Source organism: Streptomyces sp. NPDC046716 (genome assembly GCF_040645755.1).
Taxonomy (GTDB): Bacteria; Actinomycetota; Actinomycetes; order Streptomycetales; family Streptomycetaceae; genus Streptomyces.
In genome coordinates this window covers 122,053-148,311 of sequence record NZ_JBEYYU010000014.1, presented here as the reverse complement: position 1 = coordinate 148,311, position 26,259 = coordinate 122,053, and the positions used below count along the sequence as shown (strand labels likewise).

The 26,259-nt window shown below is 70.8% G+C and carries 27 protein-coding genes; 10 read left to right on the top strand and 17 right to left on the bottom strand.

Going from position 1 to position 26,259, the window contains the following annotated elements:
- The first annotated feature begins 168 nt into the window (after nucleotides 1-168).
- Genes ABZ930_RS13880 through ABZ930_RS13865 form a run of 4 tightly spaced genes read left to right on the top strand, consistent with a single transcriptional unit; the run spans nucleotide 169 to nucleotide 5,740 of the window.
- Complete coding sequence (locus ABZ930_RS13880) at nucleotides 169-1,719, top strand: GMC oxidoreductase (protein WP_361546456.1); 1,551 nt, start codon at nucleotides 169-171, stop codon at nucleotides 1,717-1,719.
- Nucleotides 1,719-2,798, top strand: coding sequence for a glycine betaine/L-proline ABC transporter ATP-binding protein (locus ABZ930_RS13875; RefSeq protein ID WP_361546453.1), 1,080 nt, complete (start codon nucleotides 1,719-1,721; stop codon nucleotides 2,796-2,798). Before ABZ930_RS13880 ends, ABZ930_RS13875 begins: the two co-directional genes overlap by 1 nt.
- Nucleotides 2,799-4,769: an ABC transporter permease subunit gene (locus ABZ930_RS13870; RefSeq protein ID WP_361546450.1), complete on the top strand. Its 1,971-nt coding sequence runs from the start codon at nucleotides 2,799-2,801 to the stop codon at nucleotides 4,767-4,769.
- Nucleotides 4,770-4,774: 5 nt separating this feature from the next.
- Nucleotides 4,775-5,740, top strand: coding sequence for an ABC transporter substrate-binding protein (locus ABZ930_RS13865; RefSeq protein WP_361546486.1), 966 nt, complete (start codon nucleotides 4,775-4,777; stop codon nucleotides 5,738-5,740).
- Between the two features lie 39 nt (nucleotides 5,741-5,779).
- Here ABZ930_RS13865 and ABZ930_RS13860 read toward each other — a convergent pair whose 3' ends face one another.
- The 5 genes from ABZ930_RS13860 to ABZ930_RS13840 all read right to left on the bottom strand — a co-directional run bounded on the left by ABZ930_RS13860 (nucleotide 5,780) and on the right by ABZ930_RS13840 (nucleotide 8,497).
- On the bottom strand, nucleotides 5,780-6,196 hold the full coding sequence (locus ABZ930_RS13860; RefSeq protein ID WP_361546483.1) for a PIN domain-containing protein: 417 nt from the start codon (nucleotides 6,194-6,196) through the stop codon (nucleotides 5,780-5,782).
- The gene (locus tag ABZ930_RS13855; protein ID WP_361546447.1) at nucleotides 6,196-6,420 is read right to left on the bottom strand and encodes a type II toxin-antitoxin system VapB family antitoxin; all 225 of its coding nucleotides are present in this window, start codon (nucleotides 6,418-6,420) and stop codon (nucleotides 6,196-6,198) included. Before ABZ930_RS13855 ends, ABZ930_RS13860 begins: the two co-directional genes overlap by 1 nt.
- A gap of 67 nt (nucleotides 6,421-6,487) precedes the next feature.
- Nucleotides 6,488-7,291, bottom strand: coding sequence for a hypothetical protein (locus ABZ930_RS13850; protein ID WP_361546444.1), 804 nt, complete (start codon nucleotides 7,289-7,291; stop codon nucleotides 6,488-6,490).
- A gap of 217 nt (nucleotides 7,292-7,508) precedes the next feature.
- Nucleotides 7,509-7,694, bottom strand: coding sequence for a DUF397 domain-containing protein (locus tag ABZ930_RS13845; protein ID WP_361546441.1), 186 nt, complete (start codon nucleotides 7,692-7,694; stop codon nucleotides 7,509-7,511).
- The gene (locus ABZ930_RS13840) at nucleotides 7,691-8,497 is read right to left on the bottom strand and encodes a helix-turn-helix transcriptional regulator (protein WP_361546480.1); all 807 of its coding nucleotides are present in this window, start codon (nucleotides 8,495-8,497) and stop codon (nucleotides 7,691-7,693) included. The genes ABZ930_RS13845 and ABZ930_RS13840 overlap by 4 nt, the downstream gene beginning before the upstream one ends.
- Nucleotides 8,498-8,597: 100 nt before the next feature.
- Here ABZ930_RS13840 and ABZ930_RS13835 point away from each other — a divergent pair, with 100 nt between their 5' ends.
- The gene (locus ABZ930_RS13835; protein WP_361546440.1) at nucleotides 8,598-9,032 is read left to right on the top strand and encodes an ATP-binding protein; all 435 of its coding nucleotides are present in this window, start codon (nucleotides 8,598-8,600) and stop codon (nucleotides 9,030-9,032) included.
- A 185-nt stretch (nucleotides 9,033-9,217) separates the two neighbouring features.
- Entirely contained in the window at nucleotides 9,218-9,766 is a 549-nt protein-coding gene (locus ABZ930_RS13830) for a DUF6879 family protein (RefSeq protein WP_361546437.1), read from the top strand.
- Here ABZ930_RS13830 and ABZ930_RS13825 read toward each other — a convergent pair whose 3' ends face one another.
- Nucleotides 9,767-10,453: a hypothetical protein gene (locus ABZ930_RS13825; RefSeq protein WP_361546434.1), complete on the bottom strand. Its 687-nt coding sequence runs from the start codon at nucleotides 10,451-10,453 to the stop codon at nucleotides 9,767-9,769.
- 258 nt (nucleotides 10,454-10,711) lie between these two features.
- Between ABZ930_RS13825 and ABZ930_RS13820 the strand changes: the two genes are divergently transcribed.
- Nucleotides 10,712-11,539, top strand: a complete 828-nt coding sequence (locus ABZ930_RS13820) for a hypothetical protein (protein ID WP_361546431.1) — start codon at nucleotides 10,712-10,714, stop codon at nucleotides 11,537-11,539.
- Between the two features lie 69 nt (nucleotides 11,540-11,608).
- Here the strand turns inward: ABZ930_RS13820 and ABZ930_RS13815 are convergent, their stop codons facing one another.
- From ABZ930_RS13815 to ABZ930_RS13775, 9 genes are all read right to left on the bottom strand, one after another.
- Entirely contained in the window at nucleotides 11,609-11,863 is a 255-nt protein-coding gene (locus tag ABZ930_RS13815) for a colicin immunity domain-containing protein (RefSeq protein ID WP_361546428.1), read from the bottom strand.
- A gap of 530 nt (nucleotides 11,864-12,393) precedes the next feature.
- Nucleotides 12,394-17,073 carry a putative T7SS-secreted protein gene (locus ABZ930_RS13810; protein ID WP_361546425.1) on the bottom strand — a complete coding sequence of 1,560 codons (4,680 nt, stop codon included), beginning with the start codon at nucleotides 17,071-17,073 and terminating at the stop codon, nucleotides 12,394-12,396.
- Between the two features lie 3 nt (nucleotides 17,074-17,076).
- Entirely contained in the window at nucleotides 17,077-17,682 is a 606-nt protein-coding gene (locus ABZ930_RS13805; RefSeq protein WP_361546422.1) for a hypothetical protein, read from the bottom strand.
- Complete coding sequence (locus tag ABZ930_RS13800; RefSeq protein ID WP_361546419.1) at nucleotides 17,679-18,113, bottom strand: SseB family protein; 435 nt, start codon at nucleotides 18,111-18,113, stop codon at nucleotides 17,679-17,681. The genes ABZ930_RS13805 and ABZ930_RS13800 overlap by 4 nt, the downstream gene beginning before the upstream one ends.
- A 113-nt stretch (nucleotides 18,114-18,226) precedes the next feature.
- Entirely contained in the window at nucleotides 18,227-18,643 is a 417-nt protein-coding gene (locus ABZ930_RS13795) for a PIN domain nuclease (protein ID WP_361546416.1), read from the bottom strand.
- The gene (locus tag ABZ930_RS13790) at nucleotides 18,640-18,876 is read right to left on the bottom strand and encodes a type II toxin-antitoxin system VapB family antitoxin (RefSeq protein ID WP_361546413.1); all 237 of its coding nucleotides are present in this window, start codon (nucleotides 18,874-18,876) and stop codon (nucleotides 18,640-18,642) included. The genes ABZ930_RS13795 and ABZ930_RS13790 overlap by 4 nt, the downstream gene beginning before the upstream one ends.
- A gap of 33 nt (nucleotides 18,877-18,909) precedes the next feature.
- The gene (locus ABZ930_RS13785) at nucleotides 18,910-19,680 is read right to left on the bottom strand and encodes an isocitrate lyase/phosphoenolpyruvate mutase family protein (protein WP_361546410.1); all 771 of its coding nucleotides are present in this window, start codon (nucleotides 19,678-19,680) and stop codon (nucleotides 18,910-18,912) included.
- Entirely contained in the window at nucleotides 19,674-20,123 is a 450-nt protein-coding gene (locus ABZ930_RS13780; RefSeq protein WP_361546407.1) for a carboxymuconolactone decarboxylase family protein, read from the bottom strand. The genes ABZ930_RS13785 and ABZ930_RS13780 overlap by 7 nt, the downstream gene beginning before the upstream one ends.
- Entirely contained in the window at nucleotides 20,120-20,626 is a 507-nt protein-coding gene (locus ABZ930_RS13775; protein ID WP_361546404.1) for a carboxymuconolactone decarboxylase family protein, read from the bottom strand. Before ABZ930_RS13775 ends, ABZ930_RS13780 begins: the two co-directional genes overlap by 4 nt.
- Before the next feature lie 46 nt (nucleotides 20,627-20,672).
- On the opposite strand from ABZ930_RS13775, the gene ABZ930_RS13770 reads away from it, so the two are divergent.
- Nucleotides 20,673-22,088, top strand: coding sequence for a PLP-dependent aminotransferase family protein (locus tag ABZ930_RS13770; protein ID WP_361546401.1), 1,416 nt, complete (start codon nucleotides 20,673-20,675; stop codon nucleotides 22,086-22,088).
- A gap of 472 nt (nucleotides 22,089-22,560) precedes the next feature.
- Here ABZ930_RS13770 and ABZ930_RS13765 read toward each other — a convergent pair whose 3' ends face one another.
- A complete protein-coding gene (locus ABZ930_RS13765) occupies nucleotides 22,561-23,394 on the bottom strand; it encodes a hypothetical protein (protein ID WP_361546477.1) in 834 nt (277 codons plus the stop codon).
- A 104-nt stretch (nucleotides 23,395-23,498) separates the two neighbouring features.
- Between ABZ930_RS13765 and ABZ930_RS13760 the strand changes: the two genes are divergently transcribed.
- Both ABZ930_RS13760 and ABZ930_RS13755 read left to right on the top strand, forming a co-directional pair.
- The gene (locus ABZ930_RS13760; protein WP_361546398.1) at nucleotides 23,499-23,825 is read left to right on the top strand and encodes a hypothetical protein; all 327 of its coding nucleotides are present in this window, start codon (nucleotides 23,499-23,501) and stop codon (nucleotides 23,823-23,825) included.
- Between the two features lie 7 nt (nucleotides 23,826-23,832).
- Complete coding sequence (locus ABZ930_RS13755) at nucleotides 23,833-25,023, top strand: glutathionylspermidine synthase family protein (protein ID WP_361546396.1); 1,191 nt, start codon at nucleotides 23,833-23,835, stop codon at nucleotides 25,021-25,023.
- A gap of 12 nt (nucleotides 25,024-25,035) precedes the next feature.
- On the opposite strand, the gene rocD is transcribed toward ABZ930_RS13755, so the two are convergent.
- Entirely contained in the window at nucleotides 25,036-26,250 is a 1,215-nt protein-coding gene (gene rocD / locus ABZ930_RS13750) for an ornithine--oxo-acid transaminase (RefSeq protein ID WP_361546474.1), read from the bottom strand.
- Nucleotides 26,251-26,259 lie beyond the last annotated feature (9 nt).

The following is a 26,259-nucleotide window of genomic DNA, read 5'->3' as shown; positions in this document are numbered from 1 at the left end:
AGGTTCGCCATCGACGCGACCTGCGTCAGCGGCATCGAGAACTGGCGCGAGTACTGGCCCCTGAAGGGCGCGGGGAACTGCGCGAGAAGCGGCCACCGGCCCGCGCCCGACCGACGACCCGACCGTCTCCATTACGCGCAGTACCTTGCAAACCTACGGAGTTGACGCATGCCGATACACCCTGAACCGCCCGAGAACACGTACGACTACGTAGTGGTCGGCGGCGGCACCGCCGGGTCGGTGATCGCCTCCCGGCTCACCGAGGACCCCGGCATCACGGTCGCCGTCATCGAGGGCGGCCCCAGCGACATCGGCCGCGACGACGTACTGACCCTGCGCCGCTGGCTCGGCCTGCTCGGCGGCGACCTCGACTACGGCTACACCACGACCGAGCAGCCCCGCGGCAACTCGCACATCCTGCACAGCCGCGCCAAGGTCCTCGGCGGCTGCTCCTCGCACAACACCCTGATCTCGTTCAAGCCGCTGCCCGGCGACTGGGACGAGTGGGCCGCGGCCGGCGCCACCGGCTGGGACCACAAGGCGATGGACCCCTACTTCGGCAAGCTCCGCAACAACATCGTCGCGGTGGGGGAGCTGGACCGCAACGCCATCGCCCGCGACTTCGTCGAGGCCGCGCAGACGGCGACCGGCGTGCCGCGCGTCGACGGCTTCAACAAGGCACCCTTCAAGGACGGCGTCGGCTTCTTCGACCTCGCCTACCACCCCGAGAACAACAAGCGCTCGTCCGCGTCGGTGGCGTACCTGCACCCGCACATGGAGGCCGGCGACCGCCCCAACCTGACGCTCCTGCTGGAGACGTGGGCGCACAGGCTGGAGTTCGTCGACGGCACCCGGGCGAGCGGGGTGCGCGTGCGCGCCAAGGACGGCGAGGAGAAGCTGATCACGGCGCGGCGCGAGGTCGTCGTCTGCGCCGGAGCCGTCGACACCCCCCGCCTGCTCCTGCACTCCGGCATCGGCCCGAAGGCCGACCTGGAGAAGCTCGGCATCCCCGTCCTGCACGACCTGCCGGGCGTCGGCGAGAACCTGCTCGACCACCCCGAGTCGGTCATCGTCTGGGAGACCGACGGGCCGATCCCCGACAACAGCGCCATGGACAGCGATGCGGGCCTGTTCGTCCAGCGCGACCCCGAGGCCGCCGGGCCGGACCTGATGTTCCACTTCTACCAGATCCCGTTCACGGACAACCCCGAGCGGCTCGGCTACGAGAAGCCCGAGCACGGGGTGTCCATGACGCCGAACATCCCCAAGCCGAAGAGCCGCGGCCGCCTGTACCTGACCAGCGCGGACCCCGAGGTCAAGCCCGCCCTCGACTTCCGGTACTTCACCGACGAGGACGACTACGACGGCAAGACCCTCGTCGACGGCATCCGCATCGCCCGCGAGATCGCGAAGACGCAGCCGCTGGCCGGCTGGCTCAAGCGCGAGGTGTGCCCCGGCCCCGACGTCACGGGCGACGAGGAGCTGAGCGAGTACGCCCGCAAGGTCGCCCACACCGTCTACCACCCCGCGGGCACTTGCCGAATAGGGGCCGCTGACGATGAACTCGCCGTGGTCGACCCCGAGTTGAGGGTCCGCGGGCTGCAGTCCATCCGTATTGCCGACGCGTCCGTCTTCCCGACGATGCCCGCGGTGAACCCGATGATCGGGGTGCTCATGGTCGGGGAGAAGTGCGCCGAGCTGATGGGTGGTGATGCGTGATGAGTACAGCCACTGAAACGCGTACGGAGACGGGTACCGAGACCGTCTTCTCCGTCCGCAACCTGTGGAAGGTGTTCGGCCCCAAGGCCGAACGCGTGCCGCAGCAGGAGGAGTTGGCGGGTCTGGACGCCGCCGAGCTGCGTGAGCGCACCGGCTGCACCGCTGCCGTCCGCGACGTCTCCTTCGACGTCGAGCGCGGCGAGGTCTTCGTCGTGATGGGCCTGTCCGGCTCGGGCAAGTCCACGCTGGTGCGCTGTCTGACCCGGCTCATCGAGCCGACCTCGGGCGAGCTGGCCATCGACGGCGAGGACGTCCTCGCCATGGACAAGTCCCGGCTGCGCACCCTGCGCAGGCGCCGTGCCGCCATGGTCTTCCAGCACTTCGGGCTGCTGCCGCACCGCACGGTCCTCGACAACGTCGCCTACGGCCTGGAGATCCAGGGCGTCGGCCGCGCCGAGCGCCGGGCGAGAGCCGCCGAGGTCGTCGCGAAGGTCGGCCTGGAGGGCCTGGAGGACCGCCGTCCCGGCCAGCTCTCCGGCGGCCAGCAGCAGCGCGTGGGCCTGGCCCGCGCGCTCGCCGTCGACCCCGAAGTCCTGCTCTTCGACGAGCCGTTCAGCGCGCTCGACCCGCTGATCCGGCGCGAGATGCAGGAAGAGGTCGTGCGGCTGCACCGCGAGGAGGGCCGCACCATGGTCTTCATCACCCACGACCTGACCGAGGCGCTGCGCCTGGGCGACCGCATCGCCCTGATGCGCGACGGGAAGATCGTGCAGCTCGGCACGCCCGAGGAGATCGTGGGCGCGCCCGCCGACGACTACGTACGGGAATTCGTCCGCGACGTCCCCCGCGAGCAGGTCATGACCGTGCGCCGCGCCATGCGCGCCGCCGACAACGACGAGGCCGAGCGCGGCGCGGCGATCGCGCCGGACGCCACGGTCTCGGAGGCCATCGAGGCCGTCGCGCGCACCGGGTTCGCGGTACGGGTGATGGACCAGGGCCGCTGCCTGGGCATCGTCGACCACGAGCGGCTGATCGAGGTGGTGGGCGGCGCCCCCGCCACGAGCGAGGAGGCGGTATAGATGACCGCCGCCGTCACCGCCGCCCCGCCGTCGAAGACCGGCGCGGGCGCGCTCAAGAACCTGAGGCCCCGCCACCGCGCCCTCGGCAAGCTCCTGCTGCTCGCCGTCGTCGCGGCGGTCCTCGTGCCGATCGCCACCGCCCACTGGTCCGGCGCCGCCTGGCCGCACGCCCTCACCGTCGACGTGTCCGAACCGCTCGGCAAGGCCAGCGACTGGATCATCGACAACCGGGACAGCAACCCGCTGTTCGTCTATTTCCTCGGCCACGTCAGCAACGCGCTCATCGTCGCCATCCGCGCCGTCTACGTGGTGCTGCTCGCCGCCGGCTGGGCGGGTGTGACCGCGGCCGCGGGCCTGATCGCCTGGCGCGTCGCCGGCTGGCGCCTCGCCGCGTCCGCCGTCGTCGCCCTCCTGGCCTGCGGCGCCCTCGGCATGTGGATCCCGACGATGCAGACGCTCGCGCTGATGGTCGTCGCCGTGCTCGCCTCGGTCGTGGTCGGCGCCCTGCTCGGCCTCGCCGCGGGCCTGAGCGAGCGCATGTACCGCATGCTGCGCCCGGTCCTCGACACCATGCAGGCGCTGCCCGCGTACGCGTACCTGCTGCCGGTCGTGCTGGTCTTCGGCATGGGCGTACCGGCCGCGGTCCTCGCCACCGTCGTCTACGCGGCCCCGCCCATGGCCCGCCTGACCGCGCTCGGTCTGCGCTCCGCCGACGGCGGGGTCATGGAGGCCGTCACCTCGCTCGGCGCGACGTTCCGCCAGCGTCTGTTCTCGGCCCGCCTCCCGCTGGCCCGCAAGGAACTCCTCCTCGGCCTCAACCAGACGATCATGATGGCGCTGTCGATGGCCGTCATCGCCTCCGTGATCGGCGCCGCCGGTCTCGGCGACCGCGTCTACCAGGCCCTCGCCTCGGTCGACGTCGGCGCCGCGCTCGCCGCGGGCATCCCGATCGTGCTGCTCGCCGTGATCCTCGACCGGGTCACGGGCGCGGCGGGCGAGAAGCTCGGCTCGCACGAGGCACCGGCCCGCTGGAAGTGGGGTGTGGTCGCGGCGGGCACGGTCGTCGTCGCGCTCGCGGCCCGTTTCGCGGACCGTCTCGACTGGCCGGACGCCTGGGTCGTCAGGATCGCGCCCACGGTGAACGACGCCGTCGACTGGATGACCGACCACCTCTACACCGGCGTCCCCTACGTCGGCGGCACCGCCGACTGGGCCGCCCGCTTCACCACCTGGATCCTGGACCCGGTCCGCTCGGGCCTGACCTGGCTCCCGTGGTGGTCCGTCCTCCTGATCGTCGCCGCGCTGGCCTGGCTGATCGGCACCTGGCGCACCGCGCTGACCGCCGTCCTCGCGATGGCCGCGATCGGGTATCTCGGCGTGTGGAAGGCGTCCCTCGACACGCTCTCCCAGGTGCTGGCCGCCGTCGCGGTGACCCTGGTCCTCGGTTTCGCGATCGGCATCGCGGCGGCCCGCAGCAACCGTTTCGAACGCCTGCTCCGCCCGGTCCTGGACGTCTTCCAGACGATGCCGCAGTTCGTGTACCTGATCCCGGTCGTCGCCCTGTTCGGCGTCGGCCGCGCCCCGGCCGTCGCGGCGGCCGTCGTGTACGCGCTGCCCGCCGTCGTCCGCATCACCACGCAGGGCCTGCGTCAGGTCGACCCGGCCGCGCTGGAGGCGTCCCGTTCGATGGGCGCGACCACGGCGCAGCAGCTCCGTCAGGTCCAACTCCCGCTCGCCCGCCCCGCGTTGCTCCTCGCCGTGAACCAGGGTGTCGTCCTGACCCTCGCCGTCGTCATCATCGGCGGCCTGGTCGGCGGTGGCGCGCTCGGCTACGACGTCGTGTTCGGCCTCGCCCAGGGCGACCTGGCCACCGGACTCGTCGCGGGCGCCGCGATCGTCTGCCTCGGCCTGATGCTGGACCGGGTGACGCAGCCGACGGGCCGCCGCACGCACGAAGGAAAGGGGGCGTGAGCATCATGAAGCGCACGCATCGCTACGCGGCCGTGGTCGCCGCCTCCGGAGCCCTTCTGGCCGTGACCGGCTGCGGCGCGGCGGACATGACGAAGCAGTCGTCGCCGTTCGCCAACGCCAAGGGCGCCAAGACGGTCACCCTCTCCGTGCAGTCCTGGGTCGGCGCGCAGGCCAACGTGGCCGTCGCCCAGTACATCCTGGAGCACGAGCTCGGCTACCGCGTCGACACCGTCCAGGTCGACGAGGTCCCCGCCTGGGACGCCCTCAGCCAGGGCCGCGTCGACGCGATCCTGGAGGACTGGGGCCACCCCGACCAGGAGGCCCGCTACGTCAAGGACAAGAAGACCATCGTCGCGGGCGGCGGTCTCGGCGTCACCGGCCACATCGGCTGGTTCGTCCCGACGTACTTCGCGAAGCAGCACCCGGACATCACGAACTGGAAGAACCTCAACAAGTACGCGGATCAGCTCAAGACCGCGGAGAGCGGCGGCAAGGGCCAACTCCTCGACGGCTCGCCGTCGTACGTCACGAACGACAAGGCGCTCGTCGAGAACCTGGACCTCGACTACCAGGTCGTCTTCTCCGGCTCCGAGGCCGCGCAGATCACGCAGATGAAGCAGTTCGCGAAGCAGAAGAAGCCGTTCCTGTCCTACTGGTACACCCCGCAGTGGCTGTCCCAGCAGGTTCCGATGACGGAGGTGAAGCTGCCCCCGTACAAGGAGGGCTGCGACGCCGACCCGAAGAAGATCACCTGCGCGTACCCGACGACCCCGCTCCAGAAGTACTTCAACGCGGACTTCGCCAAGTCCGGTGGCGAGGCGTCGGCCTTCCTGAAGAAGTTCCGCTGGACGACGGACGACCAGAACGAGGTCTCCCTCCTGATCGCCGACAAGAAGCTGTCGCCGGAGGCGGCGGCGAAGAAGTGGGTGGACGGTCACCGGTCCGAGTGGAAGGCGTGGTTGCCGAAGTAGCCGTGCCCTGGGCCGACGCCCGTGCCGACGGTCCGCGTGTCAGACGCGCGGGCCGTCGTGCACGTTGTGCTGGCTGAGCTCGACGGCGAGCCGGGAGGCGGTGACGAAGTCGCGGTCGTCGTGGAGGACCACCAGGCCGTGATGCGCCGCTGTCCCGCACAGCTGGAGGTCCACTGCGGAGAGAGCTTGGTGGCACCCGGCCTCGGCGGCGCGCCGCTGTAGCCCGCCGATCCACTGCCCCGCATTCTTGGGCACCGTCACATCGCCGTAGAGATCCGTGAACATGGAACTGAGGCCGTCGAACTCCGCCAAGTTCCGTGCGGACGCCAGGACTTCGGCCCGCTGGGGATAGCAGGACGCGATCTCGCCGTCTGCGATGGTCTCGTGCCACGATTCGTGGAGCTTGCGGTCGCGCAGGAGGCGCCATAGCGCGGACGAGTCGAGCAGGTACTTGATCACTGGCGGTGCGCGTCCTTGTCTGCCTGGTGTGCCGCTTCGGCGCCTTCGATGTCCCAGCCCTTGGCCAGCTCGAAATACCTCTCATGGGCGGCTGCGCGCATCCTGCGCATGTTGTACTCCTGAAGCGCCGCGGCCACCGCGGCGGTCTTCGTCCGGTGCCCGCCGAGTCGCTTGGCTGTCTCCAGCTCCTCGTCGTCGATGTCGATGTGTGTGAGGGACATGGCAGCCTCCTGGATGTACATAACCAGACTCAATCTCCCAATTTACTGTACATAGACTTGCGGGATCTCACCTTTTGCCCAGATCGGGGCGGCACCCCCGGCACAGCCCGCCCGGCAATGCCTCCGGCCTCCCCGGCCGCCCGCAGTCCGTGCACTCCACGAGCGTGCGGTGCGCCGTCGGTACGGGCGTGTGGGCGGCCCGTGTCCGGTGCGGAGGCAGCTTGTCGCGGAGGCGGGTGGCGAGGAAGGCGCGGGGCGAGTGGACGGCTTCGGGCAGGCCGCCGGTCATGGCCTGCGTGAACAGCTGGGGGTCGGGTTCGCGGGCCAGCCACTCGGTGGCCGCCGCCTCCAGGGTCGCGCAGTCCGCTGCCGAGAGGGTCAACCGGGGATCGCGGAGACCGAGTTGGGCGAGGCGGCGGTAGGCGTCGGAGCGGGGTTCCGGTCGCTCCGGTGCATTGCGTTCCGGCTCCGGTACGTCACCGTCGAGGAACCGGGCCCACCACTCGTCATCGCGTGCGACGCGCGACCAGTACGTGTGGAACACCCAGCGGGTCGTGCCGTTCTCGGCGCCGGGGTCGGACAGCCGCCGTACGCGGCGCAGGTGCCCGGCGGCGGACAGCTCGTTCAGCGCGGACCGGACCGCCGCCTGCCCGTACAGGGGCTGCGCCTTCGCGAGCGTCTTCGCGTCTATGGCGCCCTGCTCGGGGAGCGCGTCGATGAACCCGGCGAGGTAGCGGGCGCGGAGGGGGAGGTGTGCGAAGGAGTCCCGGCGCAGGGGGCCCTGGTCCGGGGTGCCGCGTTTTCCGTAGCCGGGGTTGGCCAGGGGGTGTGCGGGTGAGGGCAGCGCGGAGATAGAGTTTTCGACAGCCATGGGATCGCTTTTTCCGATCTTGATGGTCAGACCCCGGCAGGTGTTCCAGCACCTGGCCGGGGTTGTTTGTTGCCGCGAACGCTAGAGGGTGGCGACCATGTGTCGCAAGCCGAACGCGGAAAGTGACCGTGCCTGGTCAACGGGCAGGGTGGGAGGGTGGGTTGAGACCCGACCACCCATTCCTCACAAGCGGCACTCGGACGCCGAGGCTCGAAGCTCAGGCGGTACGAGCGTGCGCCAGGAAGGCGTTCCAGGCGGGCGCGGCGGCGCTGAAGGTGGGGCTTTGGGGTCCGAGCTTCGAGTCGCGGATGTGAATGCGGGAGGGGTCGATGGCGGCTTCGAGGCAATTGCTGCCCTCGCTGTCGCTGTAGCTCGACTTGAACCACGTCAGGCTGGAGTTCACAGTGTCTGCGCCACCTTTCTGATGAACTCGGCCGAATCCTCGGGGCTGAGGGCGTGCATCCGGATCATGTCATGGGCCCGGGTGAGCTGACTGACCTTGTCCGCGTCGGCGTACAGGGCGCTGGTCTTCTGTCCCTCAGCGAACGCGTAGTACTCGTGGTCGGCGGTCTCCAGGAGGGCGATGGGCCCGTTGAGGGCAACCCCGTAAGCCCGCCCGAACGGCAGCACCTGAATCAACACATTCCGCAACTCGCCGATCGCCAGCAGATGTTGAAGCTGCCGCTCCATCACGTCCCGCCCGCCCACCTGCGACCGCAGCGCGGCCTCGAACATGACGAAGCTGAACATGACGCCGGTCCGGGACGTCAGGGCCTCCTGCCGCTTGAGCCGTCCGGCGACGCGCTCCTCGACGGTCTCGTCGTCGAGCGGCGGGGAACTGGCGCCGATGAGCGCCTTCGCGTACGCGGGCGCCTGGAGCAGTCCGGGAACGAGCAGTGGCTCGTACGAACTGACGGCGATGGCGTCCTTCTCCAGCGCCATGAACTCCTGCGACCGCTGCGGATGCGGCTCGGGCTTCAGATACTCCTGCGCGGCGACGATCTTCCCGCCCGCGCCGCAGAGCTGATCGGCGATCTGGAGGAGCCGAAGGGTGGGCTTGCGCCGCCCGTTCTCCATGGACTTCACGTACTCGCAGCCGTACCCGGCCTCCTTGGCCAGTATCTCCCGGTCGACCCCCGCTTCGGTGCGCCACAGCTTGATCTGGCTACCGCAGTAACGCCACGCGAGATTCGCCTCGGCAGTCATCGGCACGCACCACTTCCCTCAGGGGTCACAACGGGTACAACTACCCGAAGTACATGCGTCGTTACTCCCGAGCGTACGCGCGAACCGGGACGGTGGTCGCATGCAGACCACACCGCCGACGCGCCTCCCCCAGGACATCGAGTGGCGCCTGCCGCGCCACGCCCGCAGCGTCGGGAGGGCGCGGCTGCTGTTCCGGGAGACGGCGGGCCGCTGGGCGCTGCCGGCGGACGTCACGGACACGGCGGAGCTGCTGCTCAGCGAACTGATGACGAACGCGTACCGCCACGCGAAGACCCCGGCCGGCCGGGAGATCCGCGCGCGGGCGACCCTGACGGCGACCGGACTCCGGGTGACGGTGACGGACGCGAGCGACGTGCTGCCGACCCCGCGTACGGCATCGGCGGAGGAGGAGTCGGGGCGGGGGCTGGCGCTCGTGGAGATGCTGGCGGGGGAGTGGGGCGCGCAGGCGCGTGAGGGCGGCGGCGTGGGCAAGTCGGTCTGGTTCGAACTGGGACTCACGGCGTCCGGCGACTGAGCCCGGCCCTCTCCGCTCCCGCCGTCCGTGCCGCGCACTCCGAGCACTCCGGCCCGGCATACGCGGCACAATTGCGCACATATCGGCGCTTTCCAGCCACAAGCGCTCAGGAGCCTTGAACTGGCCTCGTCGTCAGGGCGATGGTCCTGAAAGGCGGTGCAAGCGGCAGAGCAGCGGAGGCAGGAATGGAACCACGGTCCATCGGAGGGAGCGACGTGCCCGGCTTCGAGGAACTCCTCGCCACCGCCCGGTACTCCGCGTGCCATCTGGAGATGCGCGACGCGTACGGGGTCGGTGACGAGTCGGACGACTTCGAGCGCTGGGAGCGTACCGGTGAACGCGACGTCGACCCGCGCTCGGCGTACTGGGCGCCGTGGGTGGACCTGATCCGCCGCACCAGAGCCCGGGACATCAGGATGCGCCGGGCACGCATTGTGTCCGAGCCCGTCACCCCGTACATCAAGTACGAGCACGCCGGGACCGCCGTCAACGCGCTCGCCGGAGAGAGCGTGCGCTGGCTCCCGCGGCGCCGCGCCTCGGACATCGCCCTGCCGGGCAACGACTTCTGGCTCTTCGACCGGGCCATGGTCCTGTTCAACCACTACGCGGGTGACGGGAGTTGGAGCGGGCCCCAATGGGAGGTCCGCACCGAACCGGCGGTCGTCCAGCTCGCGGCGAGCGCCTTCGAGACGGTGTGGGAGCGCGGCGTCCCGCACGAGAAGTACACCGTCTGATCAGTGCGGCAGGTCGGCGGGCGGCACATCGCCCTCCGGGTAGGTGGCCTGATGCGCGGCTGTGCGGAGGTGCAGTGCCGCCTGGCGTGCGCGACGGGCGAGGCGGCGGTGTTCCTCCGTGGCCGGCGTCTCGCTCTGGCCGAGGCGTTCGTGATGCTGGGCCACCATGTCGTGCGCGTCGGCCAACGCGCCCGCGGCGCTGAGATACCGCGCGTGGAGCTGCTCCACGAAGATGTCGAGGTTGTCCTGCCGTGACGAACTCGCGGTATCGAGCAACCGGTCCGAGATGGCGGCCTCATGCCGTGCGGCCCAGTGCTCGCGCGCGTTGTGAACCTCCGCGCGCGCCAAGTTGGCCTCGGCGCGCGCCAGTCGGGCCTCGCTGGCCGCCAGCAGTGCCCGTGCCCTCTCGCTCGCCTCCTGAGAACGCTGAAGTGTGCTGGGGGCATCCGTGCCGAGGCTGCGGGCCCGCCGGTCCGCCTGCTCCACCCGTGCGTTCAGGGACCGTTCGCGCTCGTCGGCGACGGCCTCGCGCTCGTCGGCGGCGGCCTCGCGCTCGTCGGCGGCGGCCTCGCGCTCGTCGGCGGCGGCCTCGCGCTCGTCGGCCCGACGGTCGCGCTCACCGCTCGCGTCCGCCCACGCTCCGACGACGTCGCTGAAGTCCGACCGGTCCGGCTGTTCAGTGCCCACCTCGCCAGTATTCAGGCGCGGGGCCCGCCCATCAAGCGAACCGGAGCGGCGGCGCGAGGGCCGGCCACCGGTCCGCCGCGCGGACGCGAGCGAGAAGAGCCTGGCCGGGCGGGCTGCACGGCCGTTCCGTGCAGACGGACTTCGTGACACGTAAAGCAGAACGCCGCTTCGAACAGCGCCAGGTCGAGAGAGTCCTCGTACGCCCGCTGCCGGGCAGATCCTCGATCGCTCCCGCCCCGGTGGGGGTAGCTTGCCGCCATGTGCATATCGACGGGTGCGGCGGATTTCTCCGGCACGATCGTGTACTGCGGCCGGCAGCATCATCCCGAGCACGGGCTCATCCACGTACTCGGCTACCAGAACACGGCGGTCAACCTGGCCGAAGGCCCGAACGCCATGCTGCTGCACCTGCCCACCAGCCACCTCACCCCGCGGCACTTCCTCCCCACCGGACGCGACGGCGATGTCCTGCGCCGCATGGTGACCGCCGTCGAGGACGCCGAAGCGGCGGCGGACGGCATCGCGTTGATGGGCGCGGAGCCGCGGTCCGCCGTCCAGGTCTTCGACCACGACGTCTACACGGTGCTGCTCGCCGACGACCCCACCGCGATCCCCGCCGCGCTGTGGCGGGTGCCGCCGCACCGCCGCCCGGCCCTCGACCCGGACCTCCTGAACTTCTACGCGGACCACTTCCCCGACCACGCCATCGCGCTCTGCTGCTTCGACAACGCCGACGCGCGGCGCGCCAAACCGCTCCTGCTCCGGTACGCGCCCCACGACCCCGACCTTCTGACGCTCCCGGCGCTGGACAGCCACACCGGCGGGCCCCCGGACCTCGACGCCACGGTCCCCGTCGACCACTGGGTCCTCTACTCCACGGACGAGGCCCCACCCGGCTGGGGCGCCCCCGTGCCCCACCCGCCCACCACGCGCCACCGCCTCCGCACCTTCCTGCCCACCACGGTCATGGGCCGCCACTACGGCGCGGGACAGCCCCTGCCCAACGGCGACTTCACCCTCACCCACGACGCCCTGCTCTCGGGCGACCTCGACCGCGTCGAACGTCGGCAAGTGGGTCGCCATTGAGGAAGGCGTAGCGCGAGGTCATTCCCAGTCGAGCCAGCCGCTGCGCCCAGTGTCTTTGGCGAGGTGCGATCAGAGCTGCTGCGACTGTGTGATCTCTTTGATCCTGGCCCGCAGTTCTGTGTCGGTGAGGTCGCCTGGTTCTCGGAGAGAAGGGTCGACTGAATAGTCCTCCAGGGTCATGAAGACGCCCTCAAGTAGTTGGGAAAGCTGTCCCTGGGTGCGCTCGCCGCCTGCCTGGGCCGCGCGGCGTTCTTGCCACCACCCGTCCGCGAAGGCAGGGGCGCTGATGTTGTCCTTGAGGAAGGAGTCGAGCAGGTTGAGCATTCGTGCGGTGCTCGTGTTCGGCTCCACTTGCTCGGCGCGTGACCAGGAGCGATTCCGAGGGGGGAATTTCCTCGCTACGGTCTCGATTTCGGACCGACGGTCCTGTGCGTGACGGGCGTAGCGGCCAAATTGTGCCCGCGCTCCGTCAGTTCCTCCTTCGAGTGCAGCCGTCATGAATTTCTGCGTTCCCGCTAGAATTGCGTACCCGGGAGCTGGGAACAGCAGCGCTCCCGCCAGGTTCGGTGAGCACAGCAAGACCGGTGGGCGGAGATGCTTCAGGTCGGCATCGAGAGGATGATGCTCAGGAGTATGCGCCGGAAGGCCGGGAGTGGTTGGCAAGGGGATGCAGACAACCTCCGAGGTGCCGACTGCGCGACAACCAGCAGCAATCCGACGTGTGAGCGACGCGTCTACGTGACCGCCTGCAGGGACTGGGGCGGCGACCTTGTTCTCCAGCCAAGACTGAGCGAATGATCGGCCCTGTATCACCGAGCTCACGATTTTCTCGGAGCTCGTATTGTCGGCTGCGTTCACCACAGAAATCCTTTGTCGATAATTCCCTGGAACTGCTTGTCGCTCAGTTTCCAGGCGGACCAGAATTTGCCGTCCGAGTGCAGCATGACCATTTTCTGCGCCGTGGGATCTATGAAGCCCACGGCATTGCCCTGGCCGCGATAGTCGAAACGGTAGATCTTGGTCCCGTCGGCCGCCATGTGTTCGCGCATGGCGGATTCAAACTTTTGCAGGTTGGCCTTATTGAGGTTACCCGGTTGGTCCAGGAAGTCTCCGGCGTGGGCGTGGAACTTCTTGCTCATGACTTTTTGGCTGGAGAAGTCGGCCCTATCCTGCCAAGCCCCCCTGGGGCAAGGGGAAAGCCCCAGAGCGTCGGTCCACGAGTGTGGGTTGTCGACGTATGTGGAGGGATTGGGGGCAGGGTAGAGCCCCAGGGGGTCAGCCGTGAGATACCGGGCGGCTTCGGGCGCGTAGTGGCGGAAGTAGTTGTAGTGGAGGCCGGTCTCGAGATCGTGGTACTGGCCGGGGAAGCGCAGCGGCGTGTACGCCGTAGCACTGCGGTTCCAGTTGGTGGCTCCCCAGAGGGTGGTCCGGGCGCGCCAAGCAATCTCGTTGGTCTCATCGAGAAGTTCAGTGGGGGTGCCGACGAGGTCACTGACGATCGTGAAGAAGCGTTCGTTGATCGTGTGTTGAGGGGCGTCAGCCGCGGTTCTCCGTTCGCGCTGGATGAGGGGATGCAGGTCCTGGTGGTCCCAGGTCAATGCAAGAAGGGTGTCGCCGCCTCGGCCGTACGAGGTCTCTTCGCACAGCGTGCTGTCGTCCCACGCGAACTCCACCTGCTCCAGTACCGCCTCGCCGTCCCCCGCCTGGCGCTGCTTCGCGATGCGCCGCCCCAGCGGGTCGTACAGATACCGCCACACCGCGCCGTCAGGCGTCACGCACTCCGTGAGGCGGTCCTCCGCGTCCCACGTGTAGCGCCACGTGTCCGGCTTCCGTGAAAGGCGGGTTTTCTGGCGGAGCGTGGTGCGGCCCGCCGCGTCGTACTCGTAGCGGATGGCGCCCGCGCGCGTGATCCGGGTGCCGATGTACTCGCGGGCGCCGGTGGCCTCCTGGCCCGGCATCGAGTCCGGCCAGGTGGCCTGCGTCTGGTTTCCGGCGGCGTCGTAGGCGTACGTCTCCGTCCAGTTGTGGGCGTTCACCGATGTGACACGGCCCCGCGCGTCGAGGGTGAAGCGGCGAGGGCCGTTGAGGGCGTCGTCGATCGCGGTGAGGTTGCCGTCGGCGCGGTAGGTGTAGGCGCGGTGCTGGAGGGGCTGTGAGGCAGGACCCGTGACCTGGTGGGTGGAGAGGCGGCCCAGGGGGTCCCAGGTGCTGGTCAGCGTGACAGCGGAGCCCAGGGTGCGGGTCAGTTCCTGGCCGAGGGCGTCGTGGGTGAAGGCGAGGGTGCGGCCGGACGCGGTCAGGGCGGTGCGGTTGCCCGCCGCGTCGTACGTCCATTCGCTCAGGGCGCCCGTGGGCGTGGTGCGCGAGGTGCGGCGGCCCAGGGTGTCGTACGTGTAGGAGACCGTGCGGCCGTTCGTCGACTCGGCGAGGGTGCGGCCCGCCGTGTCGTAGGTGTACGTGAGGGTGGCGTCCGGGCCGGTGATGCGGGTGGGGCGGCCCGCCAGGTCGTACGTGTACTCGGTGACCGCGTCGCCGACCGTCTTGGCCGTGAGGTTGCCGAGCGGGTCGTGGGCGAAGCCGATCGTGTCGCCGAGCGGGGTGGTACGGGCCGTCAGACGGCCCGAGGCGTCGTGGGCGTAGTGCTGGGTGCGGGCGTCGAAGTCCGTCTCCGCGATCAGGCGGCCCGCCGGGTCGTAGGAGTAGGTCCACGTCAGACCCTGGGGGTTGGTGACCTGGGTCAGACGGAGTTCGGTGTCGTGCGTGAATACGTGGCGGGTGCCGTCCGGGTCCGTGCGGGCCGTCAGCAGGTCGAAGTGGGTGTACTCGTACGCCGTCACCTGACCGAGCGCGTCGGTGTGGTGCGTGCAGTTGCCCTCGCCGTCGTACGTCCAGGACTCGGTGCTGCCGTCCGGGGACGTGCGCCGGATGAGCTTCCCCTCGACCGTCCAGGCGAGCGCCGTGCGGTGGCCGAGCGCGTCCGTCACCGTCGTGGTGCGACCGAACGCGTCGTGCTCGTAGAGGGTGATCGCGCCCAGGGGGTCGGTCACCGACAGAGGGAGGCCCGCCCGGTTCGTCGTGACCGAGGTCGTCGCCCCCAGAGCATCCGTGATCGACGCCAGATGGCCCGACGCCGTGTACGCGTAACGGGTAGTGGCGCCGGTCGGGTCGGTGACCGTCGTCGGGTTGCCGCGCTCGTCGTACGTGCGGTGCCACACGGCGCCGTCGGGGGAGGTGACCGTGGTCGGCAGGCCCTGGTGGTTGTGGGCCGCGCTCGTGTAGTGGCCGTCCGGGCGGATGACCAGGCCGAGGTGGCCCGCGTCGTCGTAGGCGAACTGCGTGGTGCGGCCGAGCGCGTCGGTGATCGAGCGGACCTTGTCGAGACGGTCGTAGGCGGTGCGGGTGGTCGCGCCCGTCTGGTCGGTTTCCGCGATCACCTGGCACTTGTCGTTGATCAGGTAACGGCTGGTGTGGCCCAGGGAGTTGGCGATCACCGTGGTGGACAGGCCCGTGTCCGGGTCGCGGTCGCCGTACGCGAACGTGTTGACCATGTGGCCCTCGGTGCCGCCCTGGCTGATGCAGCGGTCCCGGTCGTCGTACACGTAGTGGAAGGTGGAGTCGTTGGTGTCGCTCCACGAGGTGATGCGGCCGAGTTCGTCGGTGCCGTAACGGGTCGGTTTGCCTGAGGAGTTGACGACTTTCGACAGGTGACCTTCGGAGCCGTAGCCGAAACGGACGATCTCGGTGTCGCCGCCGTCCTCCGCCGCGCCTGCCAGGTGCAGGGCGGTGATGCGGCCCGCCTCGGTGGTGACCTTCAGGTGGTAGCCCGCGCTGTGCGCGATCGAGGTCGGCGCGCCCTCTTCGTCGTACGCGAAGGTGATCCACTGACCGGTTCGGTCCGATATCTGTGCGAGCGGCGCGATGCCGTCCGGGCCGTCGGCCGGGGCGTCGAACTGCCGGACGCGGCCCGACTCGGGGTCGGTCAGGGTGTAGTCACCGTGGGCGTCGATCTCCAGCGGGTGGCGCGGGCCCTCCGCGGGCAGGACCGGCAGGCCCGGCACCGGGTGCGGGTACGCCAGCATGGTGCCGTCGGCGCTGATGAAGATGACGCCCTCGGCGTCGATCTCCAGACGCTGATCGGCGGTCGAGGTCCAGGTGGGGCCGAACCAGCGGCCCGCCCGCCACGACGACTCGAAGAACCGCTCGAAGACCAGGGGCAGCAGTGCGGGCAGCGTGATGTCGGTCTGTGGCAGGAGCATCCGGCCCGTCGCCACGTCCACCGGGTCCGTCTTGCACGTACGGTCGGTGAATCTGCGGCTCAGTTCCTTCACGCTGTCGCGCAGGCTGCGGCGAGCCGTCCCCTCCGCCGCACCCCGGGCCCCTGACTTCAGCGCGCCCCGCAGACCGGCCTTGGCGACTCCGCCCGCGCCCTTGCCGCCGATCAGGTTCGACAGGAAGACGCCGGTGGCCTCGCCAGGGTCGCTCTTCCAGCCCGAGCCGAGCATCGCCTTCGGCAACTGCTCGGGATGCGCGGCCGTGCCGGCGAGACCCGCCAGCACCATCTGCTGCTGCCCGTACGCCTCGCCGGGGTGAGTGAGGTTGTAGGGCTCCAGCGGGTTGAAGGTGCGAGCCAGTTTCGTCAGATCGGTGAGGCCCGAGGCGACACCGCCGGCCACGTGCACCGCGCTCAGCGTGTTGGCCGCGATCAGATCTTCGCCGTCGGCCTTCATGCGGTCCCGGAAGCCGGGCTTCTCCGGGGCCGTGTTCAGTGCCGCAGCCACCAGCCGCCGAGCATCCTGGCCCGCGTCGTTGCGCTGTCGGCGGGCCTCGGCGAGCAAGTGCTCCGCCGCTGCCCGGCCTTCCTTGCCGGGATCGGTGAACGCACCGGGCTTCGCCGGGACGTCACCTGGGTCGCCCCCCTGCTGGACCGTGTCGTTGTACGAGGCTACGTCGCTGTTGTACGCGTCGACACGGGAGTTGTAGTCGCTGACCGCCTGCTTCGAGGCCCGCTCGGCCGCCGCCCACTTCTCGATGGCCTCCCGGGCCTGACCCTGCGCCCAATGCACTGTCGATGCGTACGCTGCCAGCGCGTCGGCCGCCGACTCGCAGGCGTCCGCCGCGGTGAGCCACGCCTTCGGCTGGACGTCGAACTTCTCCCGGAACGCGTCCCCGGCGCTGCCCTGCCAACTGCCGGAGTCCAGACCGCGCATGCCCTGTCCGGCGCTCTCGAACGCGGCGGAGAAGTCCCGCAGATGTTTCGCGGTGGCCTCGATCCTGCCCGGGCTGCCGTGGACCAGTTCCCTGGGCTCATCGGTGTCGCCGAGATCCCGCTCGTCGACCTGGGCGCCGAGCCGGTTGGCGACCGACTCGCCGCCGTCCCGCACCTTCTCGGCCGCGCCGTCCAGACCGACCTTGTCCAGGCCGTCGGCCGCCTTGTCCGCGCCCCACTCGACGGCCCCGCCGACCGCCTTCTTCGCTCCGTCCGCCGCGTTCTCCAGACCATCGCCGAGCCGGTCGACGAACCCCCCGATGCCCATCGCTCAGTTCCGCCCCTCGTCGCTCTGCGTGCCCTCGGCCTCCGGAGGCCCGTCCCACTGCCAGTCGACGCCCGAGCCCAGGCCGGTCCCGGCCAGCAGCGGGGACGACTGCGCGTTGTCCGCAGCCTGGTCCCACGCCGCGTCCGCCTGCTGCTGCGCCCGCTGCATCGAATCCCCGGAGAAGTCCGTGTCCAGGACATCGGTCACCGGACTCTTCAACGTGTCGTCCCAGCCCCGCTGCGCCACATCGTCCTCGGAGAGATACGGATTGCCGAACGAACCGGTGTAGGCGGCCTTCATCTTGGTCGAGACGTACTGCTCCTGCTCGTGATAGACGCCGGCCGAAAGCCCCAGCCCGTAACTGAGTTCGTTCGCGTCCCGCATCAGCGAGTGCACGCCCCAGCCCCACCGGTCGCAGAACTCCGCGAACGTCTCCGTCAGCCCCGCGTGCCCCGACTCAAGACCGGTCAGTTCCAGATCGTCGAAGCCGCGTCCCAGGTTCGCCTCGACGTCGAAGCCCAGTTCCTTCAGCTCCGACATCGCGGCGTTGATGCCCCTGGTGAGCCGTTGCAGGGATTCCGGGTCGACGGCGTATCCGTCGCCGCTCATGCCGCCACGTCCTCTGTGTCGTCGGCGTCCACCGCGACCGGATCGGGGACGATGCCGCGCACCGGCGGGAAGAGGACGCCGTCCGCCGAACCCGGGTCCAGGGCGACCCCGCACGGGACGCCCACGGCTCCGACCGCCTCGTCGAGCAGCCGCGCGCCCAGCACCTTCAGGTACGGCCGGTCGCGGTCGGCGTCCGTCGCGCCCTGCGCCCGCAGAAAGCGGGCCAGCGCCTCCTCGTGCGAGAACGCGCAGATCCAGCGCAGTCCGCCGGACTCCGCCGACCACAAACCGTCCTGATCGTCCAGCGGCACCAGCACCGCCGTGCGTCGGAACTCTCCCAGCAGTGCCACGAACTCGCGGCGCGCCGCCTCCGCCTGCTGCTGCGACACCGCCTGTTCGGCCTGGTCTTCGGGCCCCCGTATGCCATCCATGGCCAGCGATCCTGTCATCCGTGACTTCCCGTGAGCAACGAGTGACGGAAATTGACAGCGGGATCACAGGGGAGCCGGGGTCGAACGCTCCACGCAGGGCGGCCCGTGCCGGGTCAGGTCCGGGTTCGGCGGACGTCGCGCTCGTGTACGTCCTTGAGGACGCGGGACACGGTGGCGAAGTCGTGGTCGCGGTGCAGGACCGTGAGGCCGTGGTGCGCCGCTGTGCCGCAGAGCACGAGGTCGACGACGCCCGCGGCCCGGTGCTGTCTTGCTCGCGTGAGCTTGTACTGTGCCGCGTTCACCCACCGCCAGATGTCCTTGGGGACGGTGACCGGTTCGAACAGGTCGGACAGCTCCTCGTCGATCTCGTCCCGGTCGTCCGGGCCGAGCGCGCTGTACAGGATCTCGGCCCGAGTGGGTTCGCAGATGCCGACCGCGCCGGTCTCGATCTCCGGGTCCCAGCGGCGGTGCGCTTCGGGATCGGAGCCGAGATGGACGAAGGCGCTGGTGTCGAGCAGGTAATTGATCACTCGGCTGTGCCGCTCCGCCGCGCTGCCTTGCGCGCGTCCAGGTCACTCTTCAGACGGTCGAGCCCACCACGTGCGCCACGCTCCGCCAGCCGGTCGTAGGCGGCCCGGCGCCGGTGGCGCTTTATGACCTCTTCGAGGGCCGTGTTGATGGTGTCCTTCTTGGTGCTGGTGCCGAGGAGCCGAGCGGCCTCGGCCAGGACGTCATCGTCCACGTCGACGTTGGTCACGCTCATAGCCGCGCTCCTTGTATCCCATGTGGGTGACTCTCACACTTTACCCACATGGGAGGTCCCGGGCACCTCGGCGGCGGGTCGGACAAGCCCCTCCGCGATCCCCCGCACCGCCTCCGCCGCCCTCCGCTGCAACCCCGGACCGAACGTGATCCGGGTCGCCCCCGCCGCGCCCCACTCCCGCAGTACGGAGCCGTCCGCCGGTGCGCCCGCGTTGATCGGGCCCTCGATGCCGGCGCGCAGGCGCGGCAGGGCCGTGAGCGGGGCGCCGATCGGGTAGACGCAGTCGGCGCCCGCCGCGATGTAGAGGCGGGCGCGCTCGACGGCCTCCGCCGCCGGGTCCGCGGCACCCCTGACGAACGTATCGATACGGGCGTTCAGGACGAGGGCGTCACCCGCCGCCGCCCGCACCTCCGCCAGCCAATCGGCGTGCGCACGCGGGTTCTTGAGGCCGCCGTCGCGGGTCGAGTCCTCCAGGTTGCAGCCCACGGCGCCGGTCTCCAGGAGCCGGGCCACCAGCTCCTTCGGCGCGATCCCGTACCCGTCCTCGACGTCCGCGCTGACCGGCACCGACACCGACCGCACGATGCGCCGCACCGCCGCGAACATCTCGTCGGCCGGCGTCGCCCCGTCCTCGTACCCGAGCGACGCCGCGACCCCCGCGCTCGGCGTCGCGAGCGCGGGGAAGCCCGCCTCCTCGAAGACGCGGGCGCTCGCCGCGTCCCACGGGCCCGGCAGGACCAGCGGGTCGCCGGGGGAGCGGTCGTGGTGCAGGGCGCGGAACGCCGCGGCCGCGCCCGTCACCATGCGGGGCCTCCGGGCTCGATGCGGCGGGTGACCATCAGGCGGTTCCAGCTGTTGATGACCGCGATCAGCCCGATGAGGTGGGCGAGTTGGGGCTCGGTGAACTGCTTCGCCGCCGACTCGTACGCGTCATCCGGCACGAAACCGTCCGTCAGGACCGTGACCGCCTCCGTCAGCGCCAGCGCCGCCCGCTCCCGCTCGCTGTACAGGTCACCGGCCTCCCGCCAGGCGTTCAGCAGGGCGATCCGCTTGGCGCTCTCACCGTTCTTCTCCACCGCGACGTCCACGTGCATGTCCAGGCAGAAAGCGCACGCGTTGATCTGCGAGGCCCGGATCATCACCAGTTCGGCGAGGACCGGATCACCGAAGCCGTGCTTCGCCGCCGCGCCCGCCTTCTGGAGCGCGCGGAGGACGTCCGGCTCCAAGTACGTCGTCCGTGCGGTCACTTGGCGGGCTGCGGCTTGTAGTGCCCGGCGACCATGCGGGTGGTCACGCCGAACCGGTTCCAGGCGTTGATCGTCGTGATCGCCGCGATCAGCTGGCTCAGCTCGGCCTCGTCGTAGAGGCGGGCCGCCTCCTCGTACACGTCGTCCGGCACGAAACCGTCCGTCAGCACCGTGATCGCCTCGGTCAGCGCCAGCGCCGCGACCTCCCGCTCCGTGTAGAAGTGGCGGCTCTCCTCCCACGCGCTGAGCTGCACGATCCGCTCGACGCTCTCGCCCGCCGCCAGGGCGTCCTTGGTGTGCATGTCGAGGCAGAACGCGCAGTGGTTGAGCTGCGAGGCGCGGATCTTGACCAGCTCGAACGTCACCGGGTCCAGGCCCTTACGGGCGGCCGTGTCCAGCTGGATCATCGCCTTGTAGACCTCGGGGGCGTGCTTGGCCCAGGCCAGGCGCGGGGTGTGCTCGTGGACGTACTCGGGGGTGGTGTTGCTCGTGTTCGTGGTCATGCTGCGAGCCTACGAAGCCAGTAGCCCACGTGTATGGTCCATTTCCATGGCAAACGAGTGGGCCACTTCGCCGTCCGGGCAGGCCCTCGGCATCGACCTCCACATCGACCCCGCCGGCCCGCACGGTCTGCGGCGCGGGCTGACCGACGCGCTGCGCGAGGCGGTACGCGGCGGGCGCCTCGCCCCCGGGACCCGGCTGCCCTCCTCCCGCACCCTCGCCGCCGACCTGGGCCTGGCCCGCAACACCGTCGCCGACGCCTACGCCGATCTCGTCGCCGAGGGCTGGCTCACGGCCCGGCAGGGCTCCGGCACCCGGGTCGCCGAGCGGCCCGTCGACACGCCGCGCCCGGCCTCCGCCCCGGCCCGCCGGGCCACCGGGCCGCTGGTCCACAACCTCCAGCCCGGCACCCCCGACCTCGCCTCCTTCCCCCGCGCCGCCTGGCTCAAGGCCGCCCGCCGCGCCCTCACCGCCGCGCCGAACGACGCCCTCGGCTACGGCGACCCCCGCGGGCGGCCCGAACTGCGGGCCGCGCTCGCCGGGTATCTCGCGCGGGCCCGCGGGGTGCACGCCGATCCCGAGCGGATCGTGATCTGTTCCGGGTTCGCGCACGGGCTGATGCTGCTGGGGGACGTACTGCGCGGGCGCGGGGTCAAGGACGTCGCCGTCGAGTCCTACGGGCTGCCGCCGCACTGGCTGACCCTGAGCCGGGCCGGGCTGCGCACGCGGCCGCTGCCGCTCGACGAACTCGGCACCGGGGTCGAGGAGTTGGGGTCGGCCGGGGCCGTGCTGCTGACCCCGGCCCACCAGTTTCCGATGGGTGATCCGCTGCACCCGGACCGGCGGGCCGCCGTCGTCGACTGGGCGCGGCGCACCGGCGGGCTCGTCATCGAGGACGACTACGACGGGGAGTTCCGCTACGACCGGCAGCCCGTCGGCGCGCTCCAGGGGCTCGATCCGCACCGGGTCGTCTACCTCGGCACCACCAGCAAGTCGCTCGCGCCGGGGCTGCGGCTGGGGTGGATGGTGCTGCCGCCCGGGCTCATCGACGAGGTGGTCGCCGTCAAGGGGGTGAGCGACTGGTCGTGCGGGGTGCTGGACCAGTTGACGCTCGCCGAGTTCCTCGGATCCGGGGCCTACGACCGTCATCTGCGGGGGGCCCGTCTGCGCTATCGGCGACGCCGGGACCAGCTCGTCGAGGCCCTCGCCGAACGGGCGCCGTCGGTCCGGGTCACCGGGATCGCGGCCGGGCTGCATGCCGTGTTGCGGTTGGCGGCGGGTACCGAGGGGGCTGTGGTGCGGGGGGCCGCCTGGCAGGGGCTCGGAGTGGTGGGTCTCTCCAGCTACCGGCATGCCGACGCCGACGTCGCGGATCCGCTCGACGCCCTGGTCGTGGGGTACGGGACGCCTCCGGATCACGGGTGGGCGGGGGCGCTGGACGCGCTGTGCAGGGTGTTGCCTTAGGCGCGGGCCGCCCGCGCAGCTCCCCGCGTCTGCCCCATGGGGTTTCGTGGCTACCCGCGGCCCGGCGGCCGCTTCTCGCGCAGTTCCCCGCGCCCCTGAAGACCCGCGTCTGCCCTACGGGGTTTCGTGGCTACCTGCGGGCCGGTGGCCGCTTCTCGCGCAGTTCCCCGCGCCCCTGAGATGCGCACTTCGTGCGGCATCTCATCGAGAGAGGGGAACCCCGTGCGGCACCTCGGCAGAGAGGCGCGGCGGAGCCGCAGCCTCTGAAGGGGAGGCGGCGCGAAGCGCCTGCCTCAGGGGCGCGGGGAACTGCGCGACCAGCCACGACGAGAGCCGCGCGTGACGAAACACCCAGGGGCCACCGGGCCGCGCGCGGAGAACGACCCAGGGGCGCGGGGAACTGCGCGAGAAGAGGCCACCGGGGCGCGCGTGGCGAACTGCGCGAGCAAGTTGAAGCGGCCCGCGCCACACGTCACGGCCCGGCCGGAGGACCCGGCGTCTCCCCGAACCGTGCCAGCGCCAACGCCCCCGTCACCGCCACCCCGAACCCCACCACCCCGAGCCACCCGAACCCCTCCCGCGTCCGGTCGCCCAGGCACAGAACGCCCACCAGCGCCGGCCCCACCGTCTCCCCGATGACCATCCCGGCCGTCGCCACCGTCACGGAACCCCGCTGCAACGCCGACGTCAGCAACAAGAACGCCGCCCCGCCGCCCACGAGGAGCGCATACGTCGCCGGGTTCGTCAGCAGCGCCCCCGGTGACACGTCGTCGATCAGGCGGACGCTCACCTCGACCACCCCGAAACCGAACCCCGAGCCGAGCCCGAGGACCAGCGCCCGCCCCCGGCCCGGCAGCCGGCCGGCGACCGCCCCGACCCCGAGCACCCCGACGGCCACCCCGAGCATCGCCCACCGCAGCGCCTCCGACCCGTCCCGCGAACCCTCCGCGCCGGAGGCCAGCGCCAGCATCGCGAGCCCGGCGCACACCGCCGCCACCGCACCCCACTCGGCCCCGCTCAACCGCACCCGCAGCAGCCGCGCCGCGACCACCGCGGTGACGGCCAGACTCGCGGCCAGCGCCGCCCCCACCGCGTAGATCGGAATGCTGCGCAGCGCCACGACCTGGAAGACGAACCCGATCCCGTCGAGCCCGAGCCCCGCGACGTAGCGCCACTGCCGCAACGCCCGTACCAGCAGCGCCGGATCCACCCCCGACCCGGTCCCCGGCGGAGCCGCCCGCGCGGCCATCGCCTGGAGCACGGAGGCCGTCCCGAAACAGACGGCCGAGGCCAGCGCGCAGAGCATTCCCAGAGTCACACAGGGAATCTAGGGGTACTCGGGTGCGTGGCCACGCAAGGCGCTCTCTACGCTGGGCGCCGACACGCACCACGGGACACGGGGGACCACCGATGACAGAAAGCTCCACCCGACGACGCCTGCGCTCGGGCACCGTCGTACTCGGCGGCGTAGGACTGCTCGCCGCCACCCTCAGCGCCTGCGACTCCGACCCGGACAAGCGCTGCGTCGACCGCGACAGCTACACCACCGGCAAGGGCTACAAGGTCGTCGACGACAAGTACTGCAAGGACAGCTCCCGCAGCGGGAACGCCGGCTGGTACTACGGCGGCTCCAAGAGCGGCAGCCGCATCAAGAGCGGATCGTTCACCAAGTCATCCGGCGGCGGCTCCGGCGTCTCGCGCGGCGGGTTCGGCGGCAAGGGCGGATCGGGCGGCTGAGCGGACCATGCGCAGACACACCATCGCGCCGCGTCCCGACTGGCAGCGGACCGTGGAGGAGCAGGGGCTCATCTACCCGCTGACCCGCTACCCGGACGACTCGCTGCGCCCGTACTGGGACGAGAGCGCCTACTACGCGTTCACCCTGCCCGAGGTCGAGGCGCTGGAGGAGGTCGTCGAGGAGCTGCACACGATGTGCCTGGCCGCGGCCGCGCACATCGTGGACGAGGACCGCTTCGCCGACCTCGCCATCACCGACCCGCGCATCGTGCGCGCGGTCACCGAGTCCTGGCACCGCCGCGCCGAACTCCCCTCCCTCTACGGCCGGTTCGACCTCCGCTACGACGGCACCGGCCCGGCGAAACTCCTGGAGTACAACGCCGACACCCCCACCTCCCTCGTCGAGGCGGCGAGCCCCCAGTGGTTCTGGATGGAGGAGCGGTTCCCCGGCGCCGACCAGTGGAACTCCCTCCACGAACGCCTCGTCGACGCCTGGAAGAAGCAGGCGGCCCTGCTGCCGCCCGGCAGCCCCCTGCACTTCGCGCACTCCGCCGCCGACGAACTCGGCGAGGACCTGATGACCGTCGGCTATCTGAAGGAGACCGCCGAACAGGCGGGCCTCGCCACCGACTGGATCTCCATGGAGGAGATCGGCTGGGACGACCTGTCCGGCCGCTTCGTCGACAACCAACTCCGCTTCATCCGCAGCTGCTTCAAGCTGTACCCGTGGGAGTGGCTGACCACGGACGCGTTCGCCGAACACGTCCTGGACACCCTCGACAACGGCGGCGGCACCGGCAGCACCCTGTGGATCGAGCCCGCCTGGAAGATGCTGCTCAGCAACAAGGCGCTGCTCGCCGTCCTGTGGGAGCTGTACCCGGACCACCCGAACCTGCTGCCCGCCTACGTCGACGGCCCCCGCGACCTCGCCGCCACCACCGGCTACGTCGCCAAGCCGCTGCTGGGGAGGGAAGGAGAGGGCGTCACCCTGCACGAGGCCGGATCCGCCCCCGCCGCCCACGATCCCGAAGAACCCTGCTGCTACCAGGAGTTGGCGCCCCTGCCCGACTTCGACGGCAACCGCACCGTGCTCGGCGCCTGGGTCGTCGACGGGGAGGCCGCGGGGCTCGGCATCCGGGAGTCGGCGGGCCTCGTCACCGACGGCTACGCCCGCTTCCTCCCGCACGTCATCCTCTGACCCCCTGAGGCACTACGCGCCCAGCACCGCCCGCAGCTGATCCAGACCCCAGTCCAGATCCTCCTTGCCGATCACCAGCGGCGGCGCGATCCGGATCGTCGACCCGTGGGTGTCCTTCACCAGGACACCCCGGGCCAGCAGCTTCTCGGAGATCTCCCGGCCCGTCCCGTACGCGGGGTCGATGTCGACGCCCGCCCAGAGCCCGCGGCCCCGCACCTCGGTCACCTTCCCCGTCCCCGCCAGCAGACCGAGCTCGCCGTGCAGATGCTCGCCCAGCTCGGTGGCCCGCTGCTGGAACTCCCCGCCGCGCAGCATCGCGATCACTTCCAGCCCGACCGCGCAGGCGAGGGGGTTCCCGCCGAACGTCGACCCGTGCTCGCCCGGCCGGAACACGCCGAGCACATCGCGGTCGGCGACCACCGCCGACACCGGCACGACACCGCCGCCGAGCGCCTTCCCCAGCACGTACACGTCCGGCACCACGCCCTCGTGCTCGCACGCGAACGTCCGGCCGGTCCGCCCGAGCCCCGACTGGATCTCGTCCGCGACGAACAGGACGTTCCGCTCGCGCGTCAGCTCCCGTACGCCCGCCAGATAGCCGGGCGGCGGCACCAGGACCCCCGCCTCGCCCTGGATCGGTTCGAGGAGCACGGCCACCGTCTCGTCCGTGACCGCGGCCCGCAGCGCGTCGAGATCCCCGTACGGCACGATGTCGAAGCCCGGCGTGTACGGCCCGAAGTCGGCCCGCGCCTCCGGGTCCGTGGAGAAGCTGACGATCGTCGTCGTCCGGCCGTGGAAGTTGTCGGACGCCACCACGATCCGGGCCCGCCCGTCCGGCACGCCCTTGACCCGGTACCCCCACTTGCGGGCGGTCTTCACGGCCGTCTCGACGGCCTCCGCGCCGGTGTTCATCGGCAGCACCATGTCCTTGCCGCACAGCTCCGCGAGCTGGGTGCAGAAGTCGGCGAACCGGTCGTGGTGGAAGGCGCGCGACGTCAGCGTCACCCGCTCCAGCTGGGCCTTGGCCGCCTCGATCAGCCGCCGGTTGCCGTGCCCGAAGTTCAGCGCGGAGTAACCGGCGAGCATGTCCAGATAGCGGCGCCCCTCGACATCCGTCAGCCAGGCGCCGTCGCCCGTGGCGACGACCACCGGAAGCGGGTGGTAGTTGTGCGCGCTGTGCGCGTCGGACGCGCTGATGAAGTCCTGCGTGGCGCGGTCGGGAGTCACAGAAGTCAC

What these genes read in the sequence shown, in the direction of transcription:
- ABZ930_RS13880 (WP_361546456.1), top strand. Translation starts at nt 169, where the DNA reads ATGCCGATACACCCTGAACCGCCCGAGAACACGTACGACTACGTAGTG.
- ABZ930_RS13875 (WP_361546453.1), top strand. Translation starts at nt 1,719, where the DNA reads ATGAGTACAGCCACTGAAACGCGTACGGAGACGGGTACCGAGACCGTC.
- ABZ930_RS13870 (WP_361546450.1), top strand. Translation starts at nt 2,799, where the DNA reads ATGACCGCCGCCGTCACCGCCGCCCCGCCGTCGAAGACCGGCGCGGGC.
- ABZ930_RS13865 (WP_361546486.1), top strand. Translation starts at nt 4,775, where the DNA reads ATGAAGCGCACGCATCGCTACGCGGCCGTGGTCGCCGCCTCCGGAGCC.
- ABZ930_RS13855 (WP_361546447.1), bottom strand. Translation starts at nt 6,420, where the DNA reads ATGTCCCTCACACACATCGACATCGACGACGAGGAGCTGGAGACAGCC.
- ABZ930_RS13850 (WP_361546444.1), bottom strand. Translation starts at nt 7,291, where the DNA reads ATGGCTGTCGAAAACTCTATCTCCGCGCTGCCCTCACCCGCACACCCC.
- ABZ930_RS13840 (WP_361546480.1), bottom strand. Translation starts at nt 8,497, where the DNA reads ATGACTGCCGAGGCGAATCTCGCGTGGCGTTACTGCGGTAGCCAGATC.
- ABZ930_RS13835 (WP_361546440.1), top strand. Translation starts at nt 8,598, where the DNA reads ATGCAGACCACACCGCCGACGCGCCTCCCCCAGGACATCGAGTGGCGC.
- ABZ930_RS13830 (WP_361546437.1), top strand. Translation starts at nt 9,218, where the DNA reads ATGGAACCACGGTCCATCGGAGGGAGCGACGTGCCCGGCTTCGAGGAA.
- ABZ930_RS13820 (WP_361546431.1), top strand. Translation starts at nt 10,712, where the DNA reads ATGTGCATATCGACGGGTGCGGCGGATTTCTCCGGCACGATCGTGTAC.
- ABZ930_RS13815 (WP_361546428.1), bottom strand. Translation starts at nt 11,863, where the DNA reads ATGCTCAACCTGCTCGACTCCTTCCTCAAGGACAACATCAGCGCCCCT.
- ABZ930_RS13810 (WP_361546425.1), bottom strand. Translation starts at nt 17,073, where the DNA reads ATGGGCATCGGGGGGTTCGTCGACCGGCTCGGCGATGGTCTGGAGAAC.
- ABZ930_RS13805 (WP_361546422.1), bottom strand. Translation starts at nt 17,682, where the DNA reads ATGAGCGGCGACGGATACGCCGTCGACCCGGAATCCCTGCAACGGCTC.
- ABZ930_RS13800 (WP_361546419.1), bottom strand. Translation starts at nt 18,113, where the DNA reads ATGGATGGCATACGGGGGCCCGAAGACCAGGCCGAACAGGCGGTGTCG.
- ABZ930_RS13790 (WP_361546413.1), bottom strand. Translation starts at nt 18,876, where the DNA reads ATGAGCGTGACCAACGTCGACGTGGACGATGACGTCCTGGCCGAGGCC.
- ABZ930_RS13785 (WP_361546410.1), bottom strand. Translation starts at nt 19,680, where the DNA reads ATGGTGACGGGCGCGGCCGCGGCGTTCCGCGCCCTGCACCACGACCGC.
- ABZ930_RS13775 (WP_361546404.1), bottom strand. Translation starts at nt 20,626, where the DNA reads ATGACCACGAACACGAGCAACACCACCCCCGAGTACGTCCACGAGCAC.
- ABZ930_RS13770 (WP_361546401.1), top strand. Translation starts at nt 20,673, where the DNA reads ATGGCAAACGAGTGGGCCACTTCGCCGTCCGGGCAGGCCCTCGGCATC.
- ABZ930_RS13765 (WP_361546477.1), bottom strand. Translation starts at nt 23,394, where the DNA reads ATGCTCTGCGCGCTGGCCTCGGCCGTCTGTTTCGGGACGGCCTCCGTG.
- ABZ930_RS13760 (WP_361546398.1), top strand. Translation starts at nt 23,499, where the DNA reads ATGACAGAAAGCTCCACCCGACGACGCCTGCGCTCGGGCACCGTCGTA.
- ABZ930_RS13755 (WP_361546396.1), top strand. Translation starts at nt 23,833, where the DNA reads ATGCGCAGACACACCATCGCGCCGCGTCCCGACTGGCAGCGGACCGTG.